Source organism: Streptomyces sp. APSN-46.1 (assembly GCF_022815725.1).
Taxonomy (GTDB): domain Bacteria; phylum Actinomycetota; class Actinomycetes; order Streptomycetales; family Streptomycetaceae; genus Streptomyces.
Genome location: NZ_JALGRF010000008.1, coordinates 35,311 through 52,775, shown reverse-complemented (window position 1 = coordinate 52,775; position 17,465 = coordinate 35,311). Strand labels below are relative to the sequence as shown.

At 71.6% G+C, this 17,465-nt stretch carries 11 protein-coding genes; 4 read left to right on the top strand and 7 right to left on the bottom strand.

The window, feature by feature from the left end; all coding sequences use genetic code 11:
* Positions 1–26: 26 nt before the first annotated feature.
* Positions 27–1,610: an MFS transporter gene (locus MTF65_RS21220; RefSeq protein WP_243630480.1), complete on the top strand. Its 1,584-nt coding sequence runs from the start codon at positions 27–29 to the stop codon at positions 1,608–1,610.
* Positions 1,611–1,716: 106 nt separating this feature from the next.
* Here the strand turns inward: MTF65_RS21220 and serA are convergent, their stop codons facing one another.
* The 6 genes from serA to MTF65_RS21190 all read right to left on the bottom strand — a co-directional run bounded on the left by serA (position 1,717) and on the right by MTF65_RS21190 (position 11,515).
* Entirely contained in the window at positions 1,717–3,306 is a 1,590-nt protein-coding gene (gene serA / locus MTF65_RS21215) for a phosphoglycerate dehydrogenase (RefSeq protein WP_243630479.1), read from the bottom strand.
* Positions 3,307–3,577: 271 nt separating this feature from the next.
* The gene (gene ilvC, locus MTF65_RS21210; RefSeq protein WP_243630478.1) at positions 3,578–4,579 is read right to left on the bottom strand and encodes a ketol-acid reductoisomerase; all 1,002 of its coding nucleotides are present in this window, start codon (positions 4,577–4,579) and stop codon (positions 3,578–3,580) included.
* Positions 4,580–4,706: 127 nt separating this feature from the next.
* Positions 4,707–5,231 (bottom strand): acetolactate synthase small subunit, encoded by a 525-nt coding sequence (gene ilvN / locus MTF65_RS21205; protein WP_243630477.1) that lies wholly within the window; start codon positions 5,229–5,231, stop codon positions 4,707–4,709.
* A gap of 32 nt (positions 5,232–5,263) precedes the next feature.
* Complete coding sequence (locus tag MTF65_RS21200) at positions 5,264–7,150, bottom strand: acetolactate synthase large subunit (RefSeq protein ID WP_243630476.1); 1,887 nt, start codon at positions 7,148–7,150, stop codon at positions 5,264–5,266.
* Positions 7,151–7,354: 204 nt separating this feature from the next.
* Positions 7,355–10,294 (bottom strand): EAL domain-containing protein, encoded by a 2,940-nt coding sequence (locus MTF65_RS21195; protein WP_243630475.1) that lies wholly within the window; start codon positions 10,292–10,294, stop codon positions 7,355–7,357.
* Between the two features lie 273 nt (positions 10,295–10,567).
* Positions 10,568–11,515, bottom strand: a complete 948-nt coding sequence (locus MTF65_RS21190) for a 2-hydroxyacid dehydrogenase (protein WP_243630474.1) — start codon at positions 11,513–11,515, stop codon at positions 10,568–10,570.
* A gap of 89 nt (positions 11,516–11,604) precedes the next feature.
* On the opposite strand from MTF65_RS21190, the gene MTF65_RS21185 reads away from it, so the two are divergent.
* The 3 genes from MTF65_RS21185 (at position 11,605) to MTF65_RS21175 (ending at position 14,346) form a co-directional block, all read left to right on the top strand.
* Complete coding sequence (locus MTF65_RS21185; RefSeq protein ID WP_243630473.1) at positions 11,605–12,624, top strand: aldo/keto reductase; 1,020 nt, start codon at positions 11,605–11,607, stop codon at positions 12,622–12,624.
* Between the two features lie 190 nt (positions 12,625–12,814).
* A complete protein-coding gene (locus tag MTF65_RS21180) occupies positions 12,815–14,131 on the top strand; it encodes a sorbosone dehydrogenase family protein (protein WP_243630472.1) in 1,317 nt (438 codons plus the stop codon).
* A 50-nt stretch (positions 14,132–14,181) separates the two neighbouring features.
* Positions 14,182–14,346, top strand: a complete 165-nt coding sequence (locus MTF65_RS21175) for a DUF6191 domain-containing protein (RefSeq protein WP_243630633.1) — start codon at positions 14,182–14,184, stop codon at positions 14,344–14,346.
* A gap of 29 nt (positions 14,347–14,375) precedes the next feature.
* On the opposite strand, the gene MTF65_RS21170 is transcribed toward MTF65_RS21175, so the two are convergent.
* Positions 14,376–17,402 (bottom strand): LuxR family transcriptional regulator, encoded by a 3,027-nt coding sequence (locus tag MTF65_RS21170; protein WP_243630471.1) that lies wholly within the window; start codon positions 17,400–17,402, stop codon positions 14,376–14,378.
* Positions 17,403–17,465: the final 63 nt, after the last annotated feature.

The window sequence follows — 17,465 nt, the reverse complement described above, 5'->3', positions numbered from 1 at the left end:
TTTATGACGCTTGTACATTGCCGCTCATGACGAATCCCGCGAACTCTGCGAACTCTGCGAACTCCGCGAACCCCGCGCCGCCCGCCGCACGGCGCCCCGCCGGCCGCCGGGAGTGGACCGCCTTCACCGTCCTCCTGCTTCCCCTGCTCCTGGTCTCCATGGACGTCTCCGTCCTCTACTTCGCCATCCCCGCCATCACCAGCGAGCTCGACCCGAGCGCCACCCAGCAGCTCTGGATCTTCGACAGCTACGCCTTCGCCCTCTCCGGACTGCTGATCACGATGGGCTCGCTCGGCGACCGGATCGGCCGCCGCAAGCTGCTGCTGATCGGCGCGACCGCCTTCGGCCTCGCCTCGATCGGCGCCGGCTACGCCACCAGCGCCGAGATGCTGATCGCGGCCCGCGTCCTGCTCGGCATCGGCGGCGCGACCCTGATGCCCTCCACGCTGGCCCTCATCCGGAACCTCTTCCAGGACGCCAAGCAGCGCGGACAGGCCATCGCCATCTGGTCCGGTGCCATGACCGGCGGAATCGCCCTCGGCTCGGTGCTGAGCGGTGTGATGCTGAACCACTTCTGGTGGGGCTCGGTCTTCCTCGTCAACGTGCCCGCGATGCTGCTCCTGCTCGCCCTGGTCCCCGTGCTGGTCCCGGAGTTCAAGGACCCGGCCCCCGGCCGCTTCGACCTGCTGAGCGTCCCGCTGTCCATGGCCGCCGTGCTGCCGGTCGTCTACGCGCTCAAGGAGATCGCCGCCGAGGGCTTCGAGCCGCTGTACGTGGGCTGCCTCGCCGTGGGCCTGGCCTTCGGGTACGTCTTCCTCCGCCGTCAGCGCACCCGTGAGGACGCCATGGTCAGCCGGGCCCTCTTCCAGGGCCGGGGCTTCGGGGCGGGCATCGCGCTCAACACGGTCGCCGCCTTCGCCATGATGGGCTCGGCTTACTTCACCACCCAGTACCTGCAGTCGGTGCTCGGCATGGGCACCCTGGAGGCCGCCCTGTGGAGCCTGGCCCCCTCGGTCGTCATCGGCGCGGCGGCGCCGCTCTCCGCCGCCCTGGCCCAGAAGGTGGACCGGGCCTACGTCATCGCCGGCGGCTTCGTCCTGGCCGCCGCCGGGTTCGCCCTGGTCGCCCTGGTGGACACCGACTCCCTGTGGCTGCTGCTGACCGGCGCCGGCGTGCTCGCCTCCGGCATCGTCACCGTGATGTCCCTGGTCGGTGACATGGCCCTGAGCTCGGCCCCCGCCGAGAAGGCCGGTTCGGCGGCCTCCCTGCTGGAGACGGGGCAGGAGTTCGGCGGAGCGCTCGGCATGGCGCTCCTGGGCAGCCTCGGCACCGCCGTCTACCGCGGCGACCTGGAGGGCCAGGATCCGGCCGTGCGGGAGACCCTGGGCGGGGCGGTGGCCGCGGCCCGGGGGCTCGGCGGGGAAGCGGGCGAGCGGGTACTGACCCTGGCCCGCGAGGCCTTCGTCCACGGAATGCAGTACGCGGCCTGGGGCGGAACGGTCCTGCTGCTCGGGGCGGCGCTGCTCGCCGCGGCTCTGCTGCGGGGCATCGGAAGCCCGGCTCCGCTCGCGCAGGAACCGGCCGAGGCCCCTTCGACCCTGGTGAGCTGATCGACGTACATCACAAAGAGTGAAGGACTGAGCGGGTGAACAGGAAAGGGCCCGGGGTCTCCCCCGGGCCCTTCGCCGTGCCGGGAGACCCGGCGCCGGATGTCGCTCAGGTCAGGCTGACCGTGCGCGCCGAGACGGCGCCGATCTCCGAGGCGATGTCCGCGAGGACGTTCGCCGGGACCTCGGCGTCGACCGTCAGGACGGCGAGTGCCTCTCCGTGCTCCTCCGCGCGGGCCACCTGCATGCCCGCGATGTTCAGGCCGCCCTCGCCGAGAACGCGGCCGACGGTGCCGACGACGCCGGGGCGGTCGGTGTAGCGGAGCACGACCATGTGGTCGGCGAGCGCCAGGTCCACGTCGTACTCGCCGACGCCGACGATCTTCTGAAGGTGCTTCGGGCCCGCGAGCGTGCCGGAGACCGAGACTTCCTGACCGTCCGACAGAGTGCCGCGCACGGTCACCACGTTGCGGTGGTCCGGGGACTCCGAGCTGGTGGTCAGGCGTACCTCGACACCGCGCTCCTGCGCGAACAGCGGGGCGTTGACGTAGGAGACCGTCTCGTCGACGACGTCCTCGAAGACGCCCTTGAGCGCGGAGAGTTCGAGCACCTTGACGTCGTGCTGGGTGATCTCGCCGTAGACCTCGACGTCGAGGCGGACCGCGACCTCGCCCGCGAGGGCGGTGAAGATGCGGCCGAGCTTCTCGGCGAGCGGCAGGCCCGGACGGACGTCCTCGGCGATGACGCCGCCCTGGACGTTGACCGCGTCCGGCACGAGCTCACCGGCGAGCGCGAGGCGCACCGAGTTGGCGACGGAGATGCCTGCCTTCTCCTGGGCCTCGTCCGTGGACGCGCCGAGGTGCGGGGTGCAGACGACCTGGTCGAGCTCGAAGAGCGGGGAGTCCGTGCAGGGCTCCTTCGCGTACACGTCGAGGCCGGCGCCGGCGACGCGGCCCTCCTTGATGGCCGAGTACAGCGCGGCCTCGTCCACGATCCCGCCGCGGGCGGCGTTGACGATGCGGACCGACGGCTTCACCTTGTGCAGGGCCTCGTCCCCGATGAGACCGAGGGTCTCGGGGGTCTTGGGCAGGTGCACGGTGATGAAGTCGGCGACCTCCAGCAGCTCGTCCAGCGTCAGCATCTTGACGCCCATCTGGGCGGCGCGCGCGGGCTGTACGTAGGGGTCGTACGCGACGACCTTCATGCCGAAGGCCGACATGCGCTGGGCGACCAGGACACCGATGCGGCCGAGGCCGACGACACCGAGGGTCTTCTCGCTGAGCTCGACACCCGTGTACTTGTTCCGCTTCCACTCACCGTTCTTCAGGGCGGTGTTGGCCTGCGGGATGTTGCGGGCCGTGGCGACGAGCAGGCCGCAGGCGAGCTCGGCGGCGGTGACGATGTTGGAGGTCGGGGCGTTCACGACCATCACGCCGGCCTTGGTGGCGGACGAGACGTCGACGTTGTCGAGGCCGACACCGGCGCGGGCGACGACCTTCAGCTTCTTGGCGGCGGCGATGGCCTCCGCGTCGACCTTGGTCGCGGAGCGGACCAGGATCGCGTCGACGCCCTCGATCGCGGGGAGCAGCTCGGCGCGGTCGGCGCCGTTGCAGTGCCGGATCTCGAAGTCCGGGCCGAGCGCCTCGACGGTGGCGGGCGACAGCTCTTCGGCGATGAGTACGACAGGTTTCGAGCTCACGTGGGTCCTCACAAGTCCAGTGCGGACGGCCGTCCCGATGGCCGCAGGCGGTGGAGGGGGTAGCCGCGTGGAAGACGCACGACACTGTGGGCCTGACGCGTTGTGTTGAGCAGTGTAGTAGCGGATCCCGGACGGAATTCCGCCTGTCCGGAAGGATCACCCGTCCGGGGTTGGCCGGGTTGGACAAGCCGTGTGATCACAGCTGTCCAATCCGGCCGGCAGATGCGCGGCGGGGCCGGGACGCACCGCCCCGGCCCCGCCGCGTACGCGATCAGCTCTCGTCGTTGTCGACCCAGCTCATCAGCTTGCGCAGCTTCTTGCCGGTGGTCTCCAGCAGGTGCTCCTCGTCGGCCTTCTTGTACTCGTTGTACTTCGGCAGACCGGCCTTGTACTCGGCCATCCAGGTGTTGGCGAACTCGCCGCTCTGGATCTCCGCGAGGACCTTCTTCATCTCGGCCTTGGTGGCGTCGGTGATGATGCGGGGGCCGGTGATGTAGTCGCCCCACTCGGCGGTCTCGGAGACCGACCAGCGCATCTTCTCCAGGCCGCCCTCGTACATGAGGTCCACGATGAGCTTCAGCTCGTGCAGGCACTCGAAGTACGCGATCTCCGGCTGGTAGCCGGCCTCGGTCAGGGTCTCGAAACCGGCCTTGACCAGGGCGGAGGCGCCACCGCAGAGGACGGCCTGCTCACCGAACAGGTCGGTCTCGGTCTCCTCGGTGAAGGTGGTCTTGATGACGCCGGCGCGCGTGCCGCCGATGCCGGCCGCGTACGAGAGCGCGAGCGCGAAGGCGTTGCCCGAGTGGTCCTGCTCGACGGCGGCGATGCAGGGCACGCCGCGGCCTTCCTCGTACTGGCGGCGGACCAGGTGGCCCGGGCCCTTCGGGGCGACGAGGGCGACGTCCACGTTGGCCGGGGGCTTGATGAAGCCGTAGCGGACGTTGAAGCCGTGGCCGAAGAAGAGCGCGTCGCCGTCCTTGAGGTGGTCCTTGATGGACTCCTCGTAGATCTCGGCCTGGAGCGGGTCCGGGGTCAGGATCATGATGACGTCGGCCCACTCGGCGGCCTCGGCCACGGGGACGACCGTCAGACCCTGCTCCTCGGCCTTGGCCTTGGACTTCGAGCCCTCCTTCAGGCCGACCTTGACTGCGACGCCGGAGTCACGGAGCGACAGCGCGTGGGCGTGGCCCTGGCTGCCGTAGCCGATGACCGCGACCTTGCGGCCCTGGATGATGGACAGGTCGGCGTCGTTCTCGTAGAACAGCTCGGCCACTGGGATATCTCCTTGGTGCGCTGGTGTTGCTCCCACCGTACGGCGGGGAACGGAATCGAAGTTTCCTGGTCTCGCTATGCGAGAGGTAAAGACGGGTCAGACGGCCGACCGTGGGCGGGCGGACGCGTCAGGCGCTGCGGTCGAGCGCGCGCAGGCTGCGGTCCGTGATGGACCGGCCGCCACGCCCTATGGCGATCGTGCCGGACTGCACGAGTTCCTTGATGCCGAACGGCTCCAGCATCTTCAGCATCGCGCCGAGCTTGTCGGTGCCGCCGGTGGCCTCGATGGTGACGGCCTCCGGGGAGACGTCGACCGTCTTGGCGCGGAACAGCTGGACGATCTCGATGATCTGCGAGCGGGTCTCGTTGTCGGCGCGGACCTTCACCAGAACGAGTTCGCGCTCGATGGCGTTCTGCGGCTCTAGCTCGACGATCTTGAGCACGTTGACCAGCTTGTTGAGCTGCTTGGTCACCTGCTCCAGCGGAAGGTCCTCGACGTTGACGACGATGGTGATGCGGGAGATGTCGGGGTGCTCGGTGACGCCGACCGCGAGGGAGTCGATGTTGAACCCGCGGCGGGAGAACAGCGCGGCGATCCGGGCGAGGATGCCGGGCGTGTTCTCGACCAGGACGGAGAGCGTGTGCTTGGACATGTGGGACGTTCTCTCTCTCGGGCTCTCTCGGCTCAGTCGTCTTCGTTGTCGCCGAAGTCGGGACGGACGCCCCGGGCTGCCATGACCTCGTCGTTGGAGGTGCCGGCGGCGACCATCGGCCACACCATGGCGTCCTCGTGGACGATGAAGTCGACGACCACCGTGCGGTCGTTGATCGCGTTGGCCTCGGCGATGACCTTGTCCAGGTCGGCCGGGTCCTCGCAGCGCAGCGCCACACAGCCCATGGCCTCGGACAGCTTGACGAAGTCCGGGACGCGGGTGCCCTTGCGGGGTGCGGTGGACTCGCCGAGCTGGGAGCCGACCGCGTCGTGGCCGGTCTCGTCCGCGTGCAGCACGGTGCTGGAGTAGCGCTGGTTGTAGAACAGGGTCTGCCACTGGCGGACCATGCCCAGCGCGCCGTTGTTGATGATCGCGACCTTGATCGGGATGTTGTTCAGCGCGCAGGTGACCAGTTCCTGGTTGGTCATCTGGAAGCAGCCGTCACCGTCGATCGCCCAGACGGTGCGGTCCGGCATGCCGACCTTGGCGCCCATCGCGGCGGGCACCGCGTAGCCCATGGTTCCGGCGCCGCCGGAGTTCAGCCAGGTGCGGGGCTCCTCGTAGTTGACGAAGTGCGAGGCCCACATCTGGTGCTGGCCGACGCCGGCCGCGTAGATGGTGTGCTCCGGCGCGAGCTCGCCGATGCGCTGGATGACCTGCTGCGGCGACAGCATGCCGTCCGCCGGGGTCTCGTAGCCCAGCGGGTACGTGTCGCGCCAGCGGCTGAGGTCCTTCCACCAGGCGGAGTAGTCGCCGGCGTGGCCCTCGGTGTGCTCGGCCTGGACGGCCTGGATCAGGTCGGCGATGACCTCGCGGGCGTCGCCGACGATCGGGACGTCGACCGCGCGGTTCTTGCCGATCTCGGCGGGGTCGATGTCCGCGTGGATGATCTTGGCGAAGGGGGCGAAGCTGTCCAGTTTGCCGGTGACGCGGTCGTCGAAGCGGGTGCCCAGCGCGATCAGCAGATCCGCCTTCTGCAGGGCGGTGACAGCCGTGACCGCACCGTGCATGCCCGGCATGCCCACGTGCAGCGGGTGGCTGTCGGGGAAGGAGCCGAGCGCCATCAGGGTGGTGGTGACGGGGACGCCGGTCAGCTCGGCGAGGACCTTCAGCTCGGCGGTCGCGCCGGACTTCATGACACCGCCGCCGACGTACAGGACCGGGCGCTTGGCCTGGCAGATGAGCTTGGCGGCCTCGCGGATCTGCTTGGCGTGCGGCTTGGTGACCGGCCGGTAGCCCGGAAGGTCCTGGGTGGGCGGCCACGAGAAGGTGGTCTTCGCCTGGAGGGCGTCCTTGGCGATGTCGACCAGGACCGGGCCGGGGCGGCCGGTCGAGGCGATGTGGAACGCCTCGGCGATCGTCCGCGGGATGTCCTCGGCCTTGGTGACCAGGAAGTTGTGCTTGGTGATCGGCATCGTGATGCCGACGATGTCCGCCTCCTGGAAGGCGTCGGTGCCGATCGCCTTGGAGGAGACCTGGCCGGTGATCGCGACGAGCGGGACGGAGTCCATGTGCGCGTCGGCGATCGGGGTGACCAGGTTGGTGGCGCCCGGGCCGGAGGTGGCCATACAGACGCCGACCTTCCCGGTGGCCTGCGCGTAGCCGGTGGCGGCGTGGCCGGCCCCCTGCTCGTGGCGGACCAGGATGTGACGGACCTTCTTGCTGTCCATCATCGGGTCGTACGCGGGGAGGATGGCGCCGCCCGGAATCCCGAAGACGGTGTCGCACCCCACCTCTTCGAGAGAGCGGATGAGGGACTGCGCACCCGTGACGTGCTCAACTGCGGCGGGCTGGTGTCCGCCGGAACGGGGCCGCGGCTGCGGATGGTGGGCCCCGGTGGCCTGCTCGGTCATCGGCATTCTCTTCTCGAAGCTGAGGGTTTTACGAGGATTCGACGGTGTGCCAGTGCAACAAAAAACCCCTCGTGCCAGGAGGCAAGCGAGGGGAGCGCGTCGGCGGTGTGGAGCGGGGACATCGTGGTCCCAGCTTCAGCCGACGCGCTTTCCAAGTACGAGAATTCGGGTGCGCATGGCACTGACCCTCCCTCCGGCGGGAGGTGGATGTCAAGTGGGTGGGACGGGCGTCTCATTATGTGAGCCTCTATGGATGGCCATCGATCCCCCGGGAGAACCACCGGCCAAGGCGGGTTGGGCCGCTCCGCCCGGTACTGGGAACGTACCTCTCACGAGCGCGCGGCGCAGCCTGTACTCGTCGAGAGGTCCGGAGAAGGCCATGCCCTGTCCGCGCGTGCACCCCATCGCCCGCAGGGCCATGACCTGCTCGGGGAGATCCACTCCGTCGGCGACCGACTGCATGCCCAGGTCGTTTGCGATCCGCAACAATCCGGCGGTGATCTTGTGGAGGCGGGCGGACTCGACCACGCCTTCGACCAGGCCCCGGTCCAGCTTCAGGATGTCCACCGGGAGCCGGCGCAGGGCGCTGATGGCCGCGTAGCCGCTGCCGAAGCCGTCCAGGGCGATCAGGACGCCGAGCCTCCGCAAGGCCGCCAGGCGGCGCTCCAGCTCGTCGAAGGGCACTCTGGGGTCGCTGTCCGCCAGCTCGATCACCAAGGCCCCGGCCGGCAGCCCGTGCCGGTTCAGCAGGGCTTCCACGGAGGCCGTCGGCACGGCGCGGTCCAGCAGCCGCTGGGCGGTCATCCGGACGGCCACCGGGACGTCGTGCCCGGCGCGGTGCCGCTCGGCGGCCTGCCCCATGGCCTCCTCCAGCATCCAGCGCCCCAGCTCGGCGGCTCGCGAGGGGGTCCCCCCGGCGAATTCGGGCGGACCGTCCGGAGCTGCCGCGGGCCTGCCCGCGGAGCCTGCCGCGCCCGCCGTGCCCGCCGTGCCCTCGGCGTATTCGGCCACGCGGAGGAATTCCGCCGGCGTGAACAGGATTCCCTGGGCCGAGCGCCACCGGGTCTGCGCGGCCACGGCCGTGACCTCACCGGTGGCCAGACAGACCACGGGCTGGTGCAGCAGGGCGAATTCACCCTCATGGAGCGCGGTGCGCAGCCGCCCCGCCAGCTCGGCCTTTCGGACGACCTCGGCCTGCATCTGCGGCGCGTACAGCTCGACGCGGTCCTTGCCGCCCGCCTTGGCCCGGTACATCGCGAGATCCGCGTTGCGCATCAGGTCCGACGGGGTGATGCCGGGGTCGGCGAAGGCCACCCCGATGCTCGCGGCGACCCGGACCTCACTGCCCGCGATCCGGTACGGCTGGGACAGGGTGGTGCGCAGCCGGTCGGCGATCTCGTGGACCTGGTACTCCCTGGCGCCGCGGTCCCGGCTGCCGTCGCCGAGGATCAGTGCGGCGAACTCGTCCCCACCGAGCCGGGCCGCGGTGTCCCCGGCCCGGACCGAGTCCTGGAGCCGGCGCGCGGCCTCGACGAGCAGCTCGTCGCCCGCCTGGTGGCCGATGGTGTCGTTGACCGCCTTGAACCCGTCGAGGTCGATGAAGAGGACGGCGGTGCTGTGGTCGCCGGCCCGGCGGCCGGTCAGGGCCTGGCGGACGCGTCGGGTGAACAGCGCCCGGTTGGGCAGGTCGGTCAGCGGATCGTGCTCGGCGCTGTGCTGGAGCTGAGCCTGGAGCCGGACGCGCTCGGTGACGTCTCGGCTGTTGAGGATGAGGCCGCCCTGGTGGCGGTTGACCGTTGACTCCACGTTCAGCCACTCGCCGCCGCCGGACTTGAACCGGCATTCGATGCGGGTGGTGGGCTCCTCGGTGGGCGGCGCCGCGAGGAACCGGCGGACCTCGTGGACCACGCGGCCGAGGTCGTCCGGGTGGATCAGCGTGGCCAGCTCGGTGCCGACCAGCTCCTCCGCCTCGCGGCCGTAGACCCCGGCGGCGGCGGGGCTGACGTAGCGCAGGGTGCCGGTGGGCGCGGCGATCATGATGACGTCGCTGGAGCCCTGGACCAGGGAGCGGAAGTGGTTCTCCTTCTGGGCCAGTTCCTGGGTCAGCGCGATGTTGTCGAGCAGCATGATGCCCTGCCGGATGACGAGGGCGAGCACGACCGTGCACCCGGTGAAGACGACCATCCGGTCGACCTTCCGGCCGTCCACGACGTTGTAGAGGATCCCGAGGGTGCAGACGGCGGCCGCGAGGTACGGGGTGAGTGCGGGCAGCGAGCCGGTGATGGGACGGCTGTGCGCCCGCTCCACCCGCGGGTGCGCGGGGACGGGCGGCGGCGGGTGCATGCGCCGGGCGCCCCAGGGCGCGTACGCGAGCAGCAGCGAGCCGGCGAACCAGCCCGCGTCGAGCAGCTGGCCGGACTGGTAGCCGTCGCTCAGCAGCGGTGAGGTGAACAGGGCGTCGCTGAGGACGGTCAGGGCCAGGGCCGCGATGGCCGTGTTGACGGCGGAGCGGTTGGTCTCGGAGCGCCGGAAGTGCAGGACGAGGACCATCGAGACGAGCGCGATGTCCAGGAGCGGGTAGGCCAGGGACAGCGCGGCGCTGGGGACGCTGCCCGCGGCGCCGGACTGGGCCGTGCGCGCCGCGTGTGCGAGGGCCAGGCTCCAGGAGAGGGTGAGCAGCGAGCCGCCGATGAGCCAGGAGTCGAGCCCGAGGCACACCCACCCGGCGCGCGTGACCGGGCGCTTGGCGAGGACGAGCAGGCCCACGATGGCGGGCGGCGCGAAGCAGAGGAAGGCGAAGTCCGCGGGCGAGGGTTTCGGCACCGGTTCGCCGAGGACCACCTCGTACCAGCCCCAGATCGCGTTGCCGCCGGCTCCCATGAGGGAGGAGAACGCGAAGAGCAGCCAGGCGGGGCGCTCGCGCCGGTCGATGGACCGGGCGTAGGAGTAGCAGGAGACGGCGGCGAGTATCCCGGCCGCGCTGAGTCCGAAGTCGCCCATGATCTCGGCGATTTCCTGCGAACCCCAGCCGAGGGCGGCGCCGACGGCGTACCCGCCGCTGATGAGTGCGAGGAGCAGTTGCGCTCCCGGACCACGGCCGCCGTTCTCGGCGGGCTGCCGGGTCAGGAGCACCGCCCCCGGGGCGCTCACCGGCCCCCCTCGCTGGCTTGTTTCGGCGCACTCCATCGTCGCCTCCGGCGGCTCTGCCGCGTCGGATCCTTCGCCCATTGGCCGTGCATCGCCCGTCGCCCCCCAAAGTGTCCGATCACTCCCCAGCGCCAGACGTTCGTGGCGCAGCCCCTTGTTCCGGACGATACACCACTTTCGTCACTCAGGGACATAGTTTCTCTACGCTCCGTTACCACCAAGGGAGTTGTGGACACGAAGCGCACTTGAACAGACGCGGAGCGTGCGCATCCTCCGTCACTCCGTGATCAATACCGTGTTCTCCACGGGCTCTCCTGCGGCGAAACGGGTGAGCTGGCGGGCGATCAGTCGCTTGGCCCGCGGCTCGAACGCGGTGCTGCTGCCGCCCACATGAGGCGTGATCAGGACATTCGGAGCATGCCAGAGCGGATGGCCGGCGGGCAGCGGTTCCGGGTCGGTGACGTCCAGAGCCGCGCGCAGCCGGCCGGACTCCAGCTCCGCCAGCAGCGCCGCGGTGTCGACGACGGGGCCGCGCGCCACGTTCACCAAGAGGGCGCCGTTCTTCATCCGGCTGAGGAAATCGGCGCCCGCCAGACCCCGGGTGGCCTCGGTCAGCGGCGTGGAGAGGATCACCACATCGGCGTCCGGGAGCAGCCGCGGCAGGTCGGCCAGGGCGTGCACCGGCCCGCGTTCCCCGGTCCGCGCCGACCGGGCGACGCGGGTGATCGGCCCGCACTCGAAGGGCAGCAGCCGGTCCTCGACGGCCGCGCCGACCGCTCCGTAGCCGACGATCAGGACGGACTTGTCGGCGAGGGCGTCGTAGAAGCCGCCGCGCCACTCCTCGCGGTCCTGGCCGCGGACCATGCCCGGGATGCCGCGCAGCGAGGCGAGGACCAGGGTGAGGGCGAGTTCTGCGGTGCTCGCGTCGTGGACGCCGCGCGCGTTGCACAGCCGTACCCCGGGAGGCAGGTCGCCGAGACCGCCCATGACGTCGTCGACGCCGGCGGTCAGGGTCTGGACGACCCGCAGGCCGGGCATCGCCGCCAGCGGGCGCAGGGTCACCTTGGGGGACTTCATGTACGGGGCGACATAGAAGACGCAGGGCCCCGGGTCCGCCGGGAACTCTTCCTCACCGTCCCACTGGCGGTACCGGAAGGTGTCGGGGAGGCCGTCGATCTCTTCGGCGGGGAAGGGGAGCCAGACGTCCCCGGTCGTTGCGCTCATGTCCCGGAGGCTATGCGAAGGGATGTGGATCAAGCCGTTAGTTTGTTCGCCGGACCGTGTTCGCGGGGGCCGGGAGGGGGGACGCACGGGTGGAGCGCAGGTCGATCGGGTCGGGGCCGCTGAGGGTGGGTGCCATCGGGCTCGGCTGCATGCCGATGAGCTGGGCGTACGCGCCCTCTCGGCGGCGGGGCGAGGAGTCTGTACGCACGGTGCACACGGCGCTGGACCTGGGGGCGAACCTGCTGGACACCGCCGACATGTACGGGCCGTTCACCAATGAGCTGGTGGTGGGGCGGGTGCTGCGGGAGCGGCGGGCCGATGCCTTCGTGTCGGCCAAGGTGGGGCTGCGGGCCGGGGAACAGCACGTGGTGGCCGACGGGCGGCCGGGCTATGTGCGGCGGGCCTGCGACGCCTCGCTGCGGCGGCTGCGCACGGATGTCATAGACCTGTACCAGCTGCACCGGGTGGATCCCGAGGTTCCGGTGGAGGAGACCTGGGGTGCCATGGCGGAGCTGGTGAGCGCGGGGAAGGTCCGGGCGCTCGGGTACTGCGCGCTCGGGGCGGGGGCCGGGCCGGGGGCGGGGCGGCGCGGGGACCGGGCGTACGGGACGACCTTGCGGCACCTGGAGCGGGTGCAGCAGGTGTTCCCGGTGAGCGCGGTGCAGGCGGAGCTGTCGGTGTGGTCGCCGGAGGCGGCGTGGCAGCTGTTGCCGTGGTGTGCGGCGAGGGGAGTGGGGATGCTGGCGGCGATGCCGCTGGGGAGCGGGTTCCTGACCGGGACGCTCACGCCCGGGGAGGGCTTCGAGTCGCAGGACGTGCGGGCCCGGCATCCGCGGTTCACGGCGTACGCGATGGCGGCGAACCAGCAGTTGGTGGCGGGGCTGCGGCGGGTGGCGCGGCGGCACGGCGAGGTCGGCGGGGTACCGGTGACGGCGGCGCAGGTGGCGCTGGCGTGGGTGCTGGCGCAGGGGCCGCACGTGGTGCCGGTGCCGGGGGCCGGCCGGGCGCACTGGGCGGCGGAGAACGCGCGGGCGGCGGAGGTCCGGCTCACGGCGGGGGACCTGGCCGAGATAGCGGCCCTGCCGGCGGCGGTGGGAGCCTGGGACTGAGCCGGGCCGGGCGCCGGGGCCGGGGTGGGGCGCCGGGGCCGGGGCTGTCGCGGGGCCGGGGCCGGGCGGCGAGGCCGGGACTGGGCCCACAACCACTCGATCGGGTGTACGAGTGGCGGAACTTCGAGAGCTGCCGGAGCTGTTGAGATGGATGAAGGGCAGGATCGGGGGACCGGAGGGGAGCAGGACGATGCGATACGGACGGATGCACGGGCGGGACGGCCAGGTCGGGCCGGACGGGCCGTACGGACAGGTCGGGCCGAACGGACAGGTCGGGCCGAACGGCCGGACCGGCCGGGCGCGCGGGCCGGAGCGGTACGAGGGGCAGGGCGCGCGGGGTCGGAGCGCGCTGGCCGCGGCCGCACTGGCCGGGTGCGGCGTCCTGCTGGCGGCGGGATGCTCCCCGGCGGGCGGCGGCGAGGGGGCGCGGGCGGGCAGCTCGCCACCTCGGACGGCACCGTCGGCGAGATCGTCCGGGTCGCCGGCGCCCTCGGGTGCGTCGGCCGCGCCCGCGAAGGGGTCGGTGACGGTGGCCGGCGAGGTCGCCAAGGGCCTGGAGTCCCCGTGGGGCGTGGCCCCGCTGCCCGACGGGGACCTGCTGGTCGCCTCGCGGGACAAGGGCACGATCAGCAGGATCCGGGTCTCCACCGGCGAGGTGACACCGATCGGCAAGGTGCCCGGGGTGGCGCCCGGTGGCGAGGGCGGCCTGCTGGGTCTCGCCCTGTCCCCCGGGTTCGCGTCGGACCGGATGGTATACGCGTACTTCACGACGGAGTCCGACAATCGCATCGCCCGGATGCGCTATGACGAGCAGCGGGATCCCGGCCAGCAACTGGGCGCGCCCGACACAGTGTTCCGGGGCATTCCCAAGGGGCTCATCCACAATGGCGGCCGGATCGCGTTCGGCCCGGACAAGATGCTCTACGCGGGGACGGGCGAGACCGGTGACACCGGGCTGGCGCAGGACATGAAGTCGCTGGGCGGCAAGATCCTGCGGATGACCCCGGACGGGGATCCGGTGCACGGCAACCCGGAGCCGGATTCGGTCGTCTACTCGTACGGGCACCGCAATGTGCAGGGGCTCGCCTGGGACAAGGACAAGCGGCTGTGGGCGGCCGAATTCGGGCAGAAGGCCTGGGACGAGCTCAATCTGATCGAGCCCGGCGGCAATTACGGCTGGCCGGAGGCGGAGGGGAAGGCCGGCAGACCGGGGCTGCGGGATCCTGTCGCCGTGTGGAAGACCGATGAGGCCTCGCCGAGCGGGATCGCCTGGGCGCAGGGGTCGGTGTGGATGGCCGCGCTGAAGGGCGAGCGGCTGTGGCGGATCCCGCTGGCCGGGGCGGTCCCGGTGGCGGAGCCGGAGGCTTTCCTTGAAGGGAAGTACGGCCGGCTGCGGACGGTGGTGGCGCTCGGCGGGGACAGACTGCTGCTGGTCACGAGCGAGACGGATGGGCGCGGGTCGCCGGAATCGGGCGACGACAGGATCCTGACACTGACGGTGCGGTAACCGTTAGGGCCCCGGCAGGGGACGGAAGGCACGGTGGCGCGGTGTTCAACATGATCGAGGAGTTGTTCAGTCCCGGGCGCAAACACACGGACGAGGAGAAGAAGCGGCTGGAGCTGTCCCGGATCGATGTGAATGACGGCGACCCGGGACGGGGTCCGATAGACCTGGACTCCGGCAAGGTGCTCATACGCGTGGACAAGCGGCCGCCGGCGTAGCCGCTTGTCCGGGCACAGTGGCGCCGGAGCTACCGGGGGGCGGGTACGAACGGCCGCAGCCGGTGGGCGAGGGCGGCCGCCTCGCCCCGGCCGGCCACACCCAGCTTGGCCAGGATGTTCGAGACGTGGACACTTGCCGTCTTCGGGGAGATGAACAGTTCCTCGGCGATCTGGCGGTTGCTGTTGCCGGCCGCGACCAGGCGCAGTACCTCCCGCTCGCGGCTGGTGAGGCCCAGGGCCTCGAACGGGTCGGCGTCCGGTGCGGGCGCGGCCTGGGGCCGGAGGGGGCTGAGCGGGATCCGGGCGCGCTGGGAGAGCAGGGCCAGGTCCTCGCGCAGCCTGCGGGCGCCGAGCTGGTCGGCGGTGGTGTAGGCCTCGCGGAGCAGGTCGGCGGCGTCCTCCCGGTCGCAGCCGGCGGTCAGCAGGGCCTCCGCGAGCCGGTGGCGGGCCCGGGCCGTCAGGTACGGGCGCTCCAGCGGGCGGACGGCCTCCACGACGGCGGTCCAGTCGGCGACGGTGTCCAGGTCCTCGGCCCGGCGGAGCTCGGCGCGCACGAACTCGGCGTGGGCGGTCCACACGGGTACCGGGGTGGCCAGGCCTCGGGCGGCGGTGCGCAGCTGGGCCAGGGCGTCGGCGCGGCCGGAGTCGGCGACCGGCAGGCCCCGGGCGTCTGCTTCGGCGGAGGCGGCCGCGAGCAGCAGGGGCCACCCGTAGCGGTGGTTGCCGAGGGGGAAGCCGTAGGCGACGGCTGCGGCCATCTCGGCCCGGACGTCGGCGATCCGGCCCTCCCCCGCGGCGACGCCGACCGCCAGGCGGAACAGCGGTATGCGGTGCTGGGGCTGGGCGTCGTGATCGCCGAAGTGGGCGTGGGCGGCGGCGAGCTGGGTGGCCGCCTCGGCGAGTTCGCCGCGGGCCAGGGCCAGATGGGAGAGCCGGGCCGCGGCGGAGCCGCGCGGGGTTGCGCTCTGGCCGACCCGCAGGGTCCGGCGGGCCGCCTGGGCCGCGTCGTCCCAGCGGCCGAGGCTGTACAGGCTCTCGGCCATGTTCCCGCACAGCCAGGCTTCGGAGTCCAGCAGCCGTGACTTGGCGACGAGTTCGGTTCCCTGTTCGGCCAGTTCCACGGCTTCCCGGGACCGGCCCATGCTTTCCAACTGAGAGGAGAGGTTGATATGCGCACGCGCCGCCGCCATGGCGAACCCGAGTTCGGTGGCCCGTTTCCTGACCGCGTGCATCTCGGCGAGGCCGCCCTCGGTGTCGCCGGAGTCGGTGAGCAGGGTGCCGAGGGTGATCCGGGCGTTGAGTTCGGTCTCCTCGGCGCCGACCATGCGCGCGTACTCGACGGCGCGCTCGGCGGCGGCGAGGTTGCCTGGGCCGGGATTGTGGAGCATGCCCCAGCCGGCGGCCCGGACGAGGACGTCGGCGTGCACCTGCGACGGGGGCAGCCCCTGGACGAGGTCCTGGGCCTTGGCCAGTTCCTCCCAGCCGTCGCCTCGGGCGAGGCTGGCGACCAGGCGGGAGCGTTCGGTCCAGAACCAGGCCGAGCGCAGCGGGTCGTCCTCGTCCTCCAGCATCCGCAGCGCGGTCTTGGTCATCTTCAGGGCCCGTTCCCGCTCCCCGCCGAACCGGGCGGCGACGGTGGCCTCGGCGAGCATGTCGAGCCGCTTGAGCGGAGTGGTGGCGGGATCGCAGCCGCAGGGCGGGTACACCTCGGTGTAGTCCGCCGGGCGCAGCCGCGCGCGGACGTCCTCCGGGGTGCTCTCCCACAGGTCCAACGCCCGTTCCAGGAGCCTCAGCTGCTCGGAGTAGGCGTGGCGGCGGCGGGCGGCGACCGAGGCGGCGAGTACCGCGGGCAGCGCTTTGGCGGGGTCGTTGGCGTAATACCAGTAACTGGCCATCCGGATGACGCGCTCCTCGGCGCGGACCAACGAGTCGTCGGCCTCCATGGCCTCGGCGTAGCGGCGGTTGACGCGGGCGCGCTCGCCGGGCAGCAGGTCGTCGCTGACGGCCTCGCGGACGAGGGAGTGGCGGAAGCGGTATCCGTCGCCTTCGGCGGTGGCGAGGAGGATGTTGGCGCCGACGGCCGCCCGCAGGGCCTCGATCAGTTCGTCCTCGGTGAGTCCGGCGACGGCGCGCAGCAGCGGGTACTCGACGGTGGAGCCGCCCTCGGCGACGATCCGCACCACGCGCTGGGCGGCGTCCGGGAGGACCTCGACGCGGACGAGCAGCAGATCGCGCAGGGATTCCGTGAGCCCGGTGCGGCAGCCGCTCTCTCGGGAGGCGACGAGTTCCTCGACGAAGAAGGCGTTGCCGTCGGAGCGGTCGAAGACGGAGTCCACGAAGGCCTCGTCGGGCTGCGAGGCGAGGATGCCGGCGAGCTGGCGGCGGACCTCGGCCCGGTTGAAGCGGGGCAGTTCGATCCGGTGGACGGTGCGGAGCCGGTCCAGTTCGGCGAGGAGCGGGCGCAGCGGGTGGCGGCGGTGGACGTCGTCCGCGCGGTAGGTCGCGACGACGACGAGCCGGCCGCTGCCGAGGGTGCGGAAGAGGTAGGCGAGCAAGTGCCGGGTGGAGGTGTCCGCCCAGTGCAGGTCTTCCAGGACGAGCACGAGGGTGCGGTCGGCGGCGAGCCGCTCCAGCATCCGGGCCGTCAGTTCGAAGAGGCGGGCGGTGCTCTCCTCGTCGTGCGGGCCCCGGGGGGTCTCGCCGAGTTCCGGGAGGATCCGGGCGAGTTCGTCCTCCTGGCCCGCGGCTGCGGCGGCCAGCTCGTCGGGGAGTTGGCGGCGCAGGTTGCGCAGGGCAGTGGAAAATGGGGCGAAGGGAAGGCCCTCCGCCCCGATCTCCACACAGCCTCCGACCGCGACGATCGCGCCGCGGCGGCCGGCCTCGCAGAGGAACTCCTCGGTGAGGCGGGTCTTGCCGACCCCGGCCTCTCCCCCGATGAGCATCGCCTGCGGTTCTTGGCCGGCGGCGCGGGTCAGGGCGTCGGTGAGTACGGCCAGTTCGTCGGCGCGGCCGACGAACACCGGGCTGACAGATCTGGTCTCCACGCCGCCGAGCATCGCACAGGCTTCCGGCCCGGTGTCACTCGTTATCGGTGCGCTTCTCATCACGTGCCGGTTCAC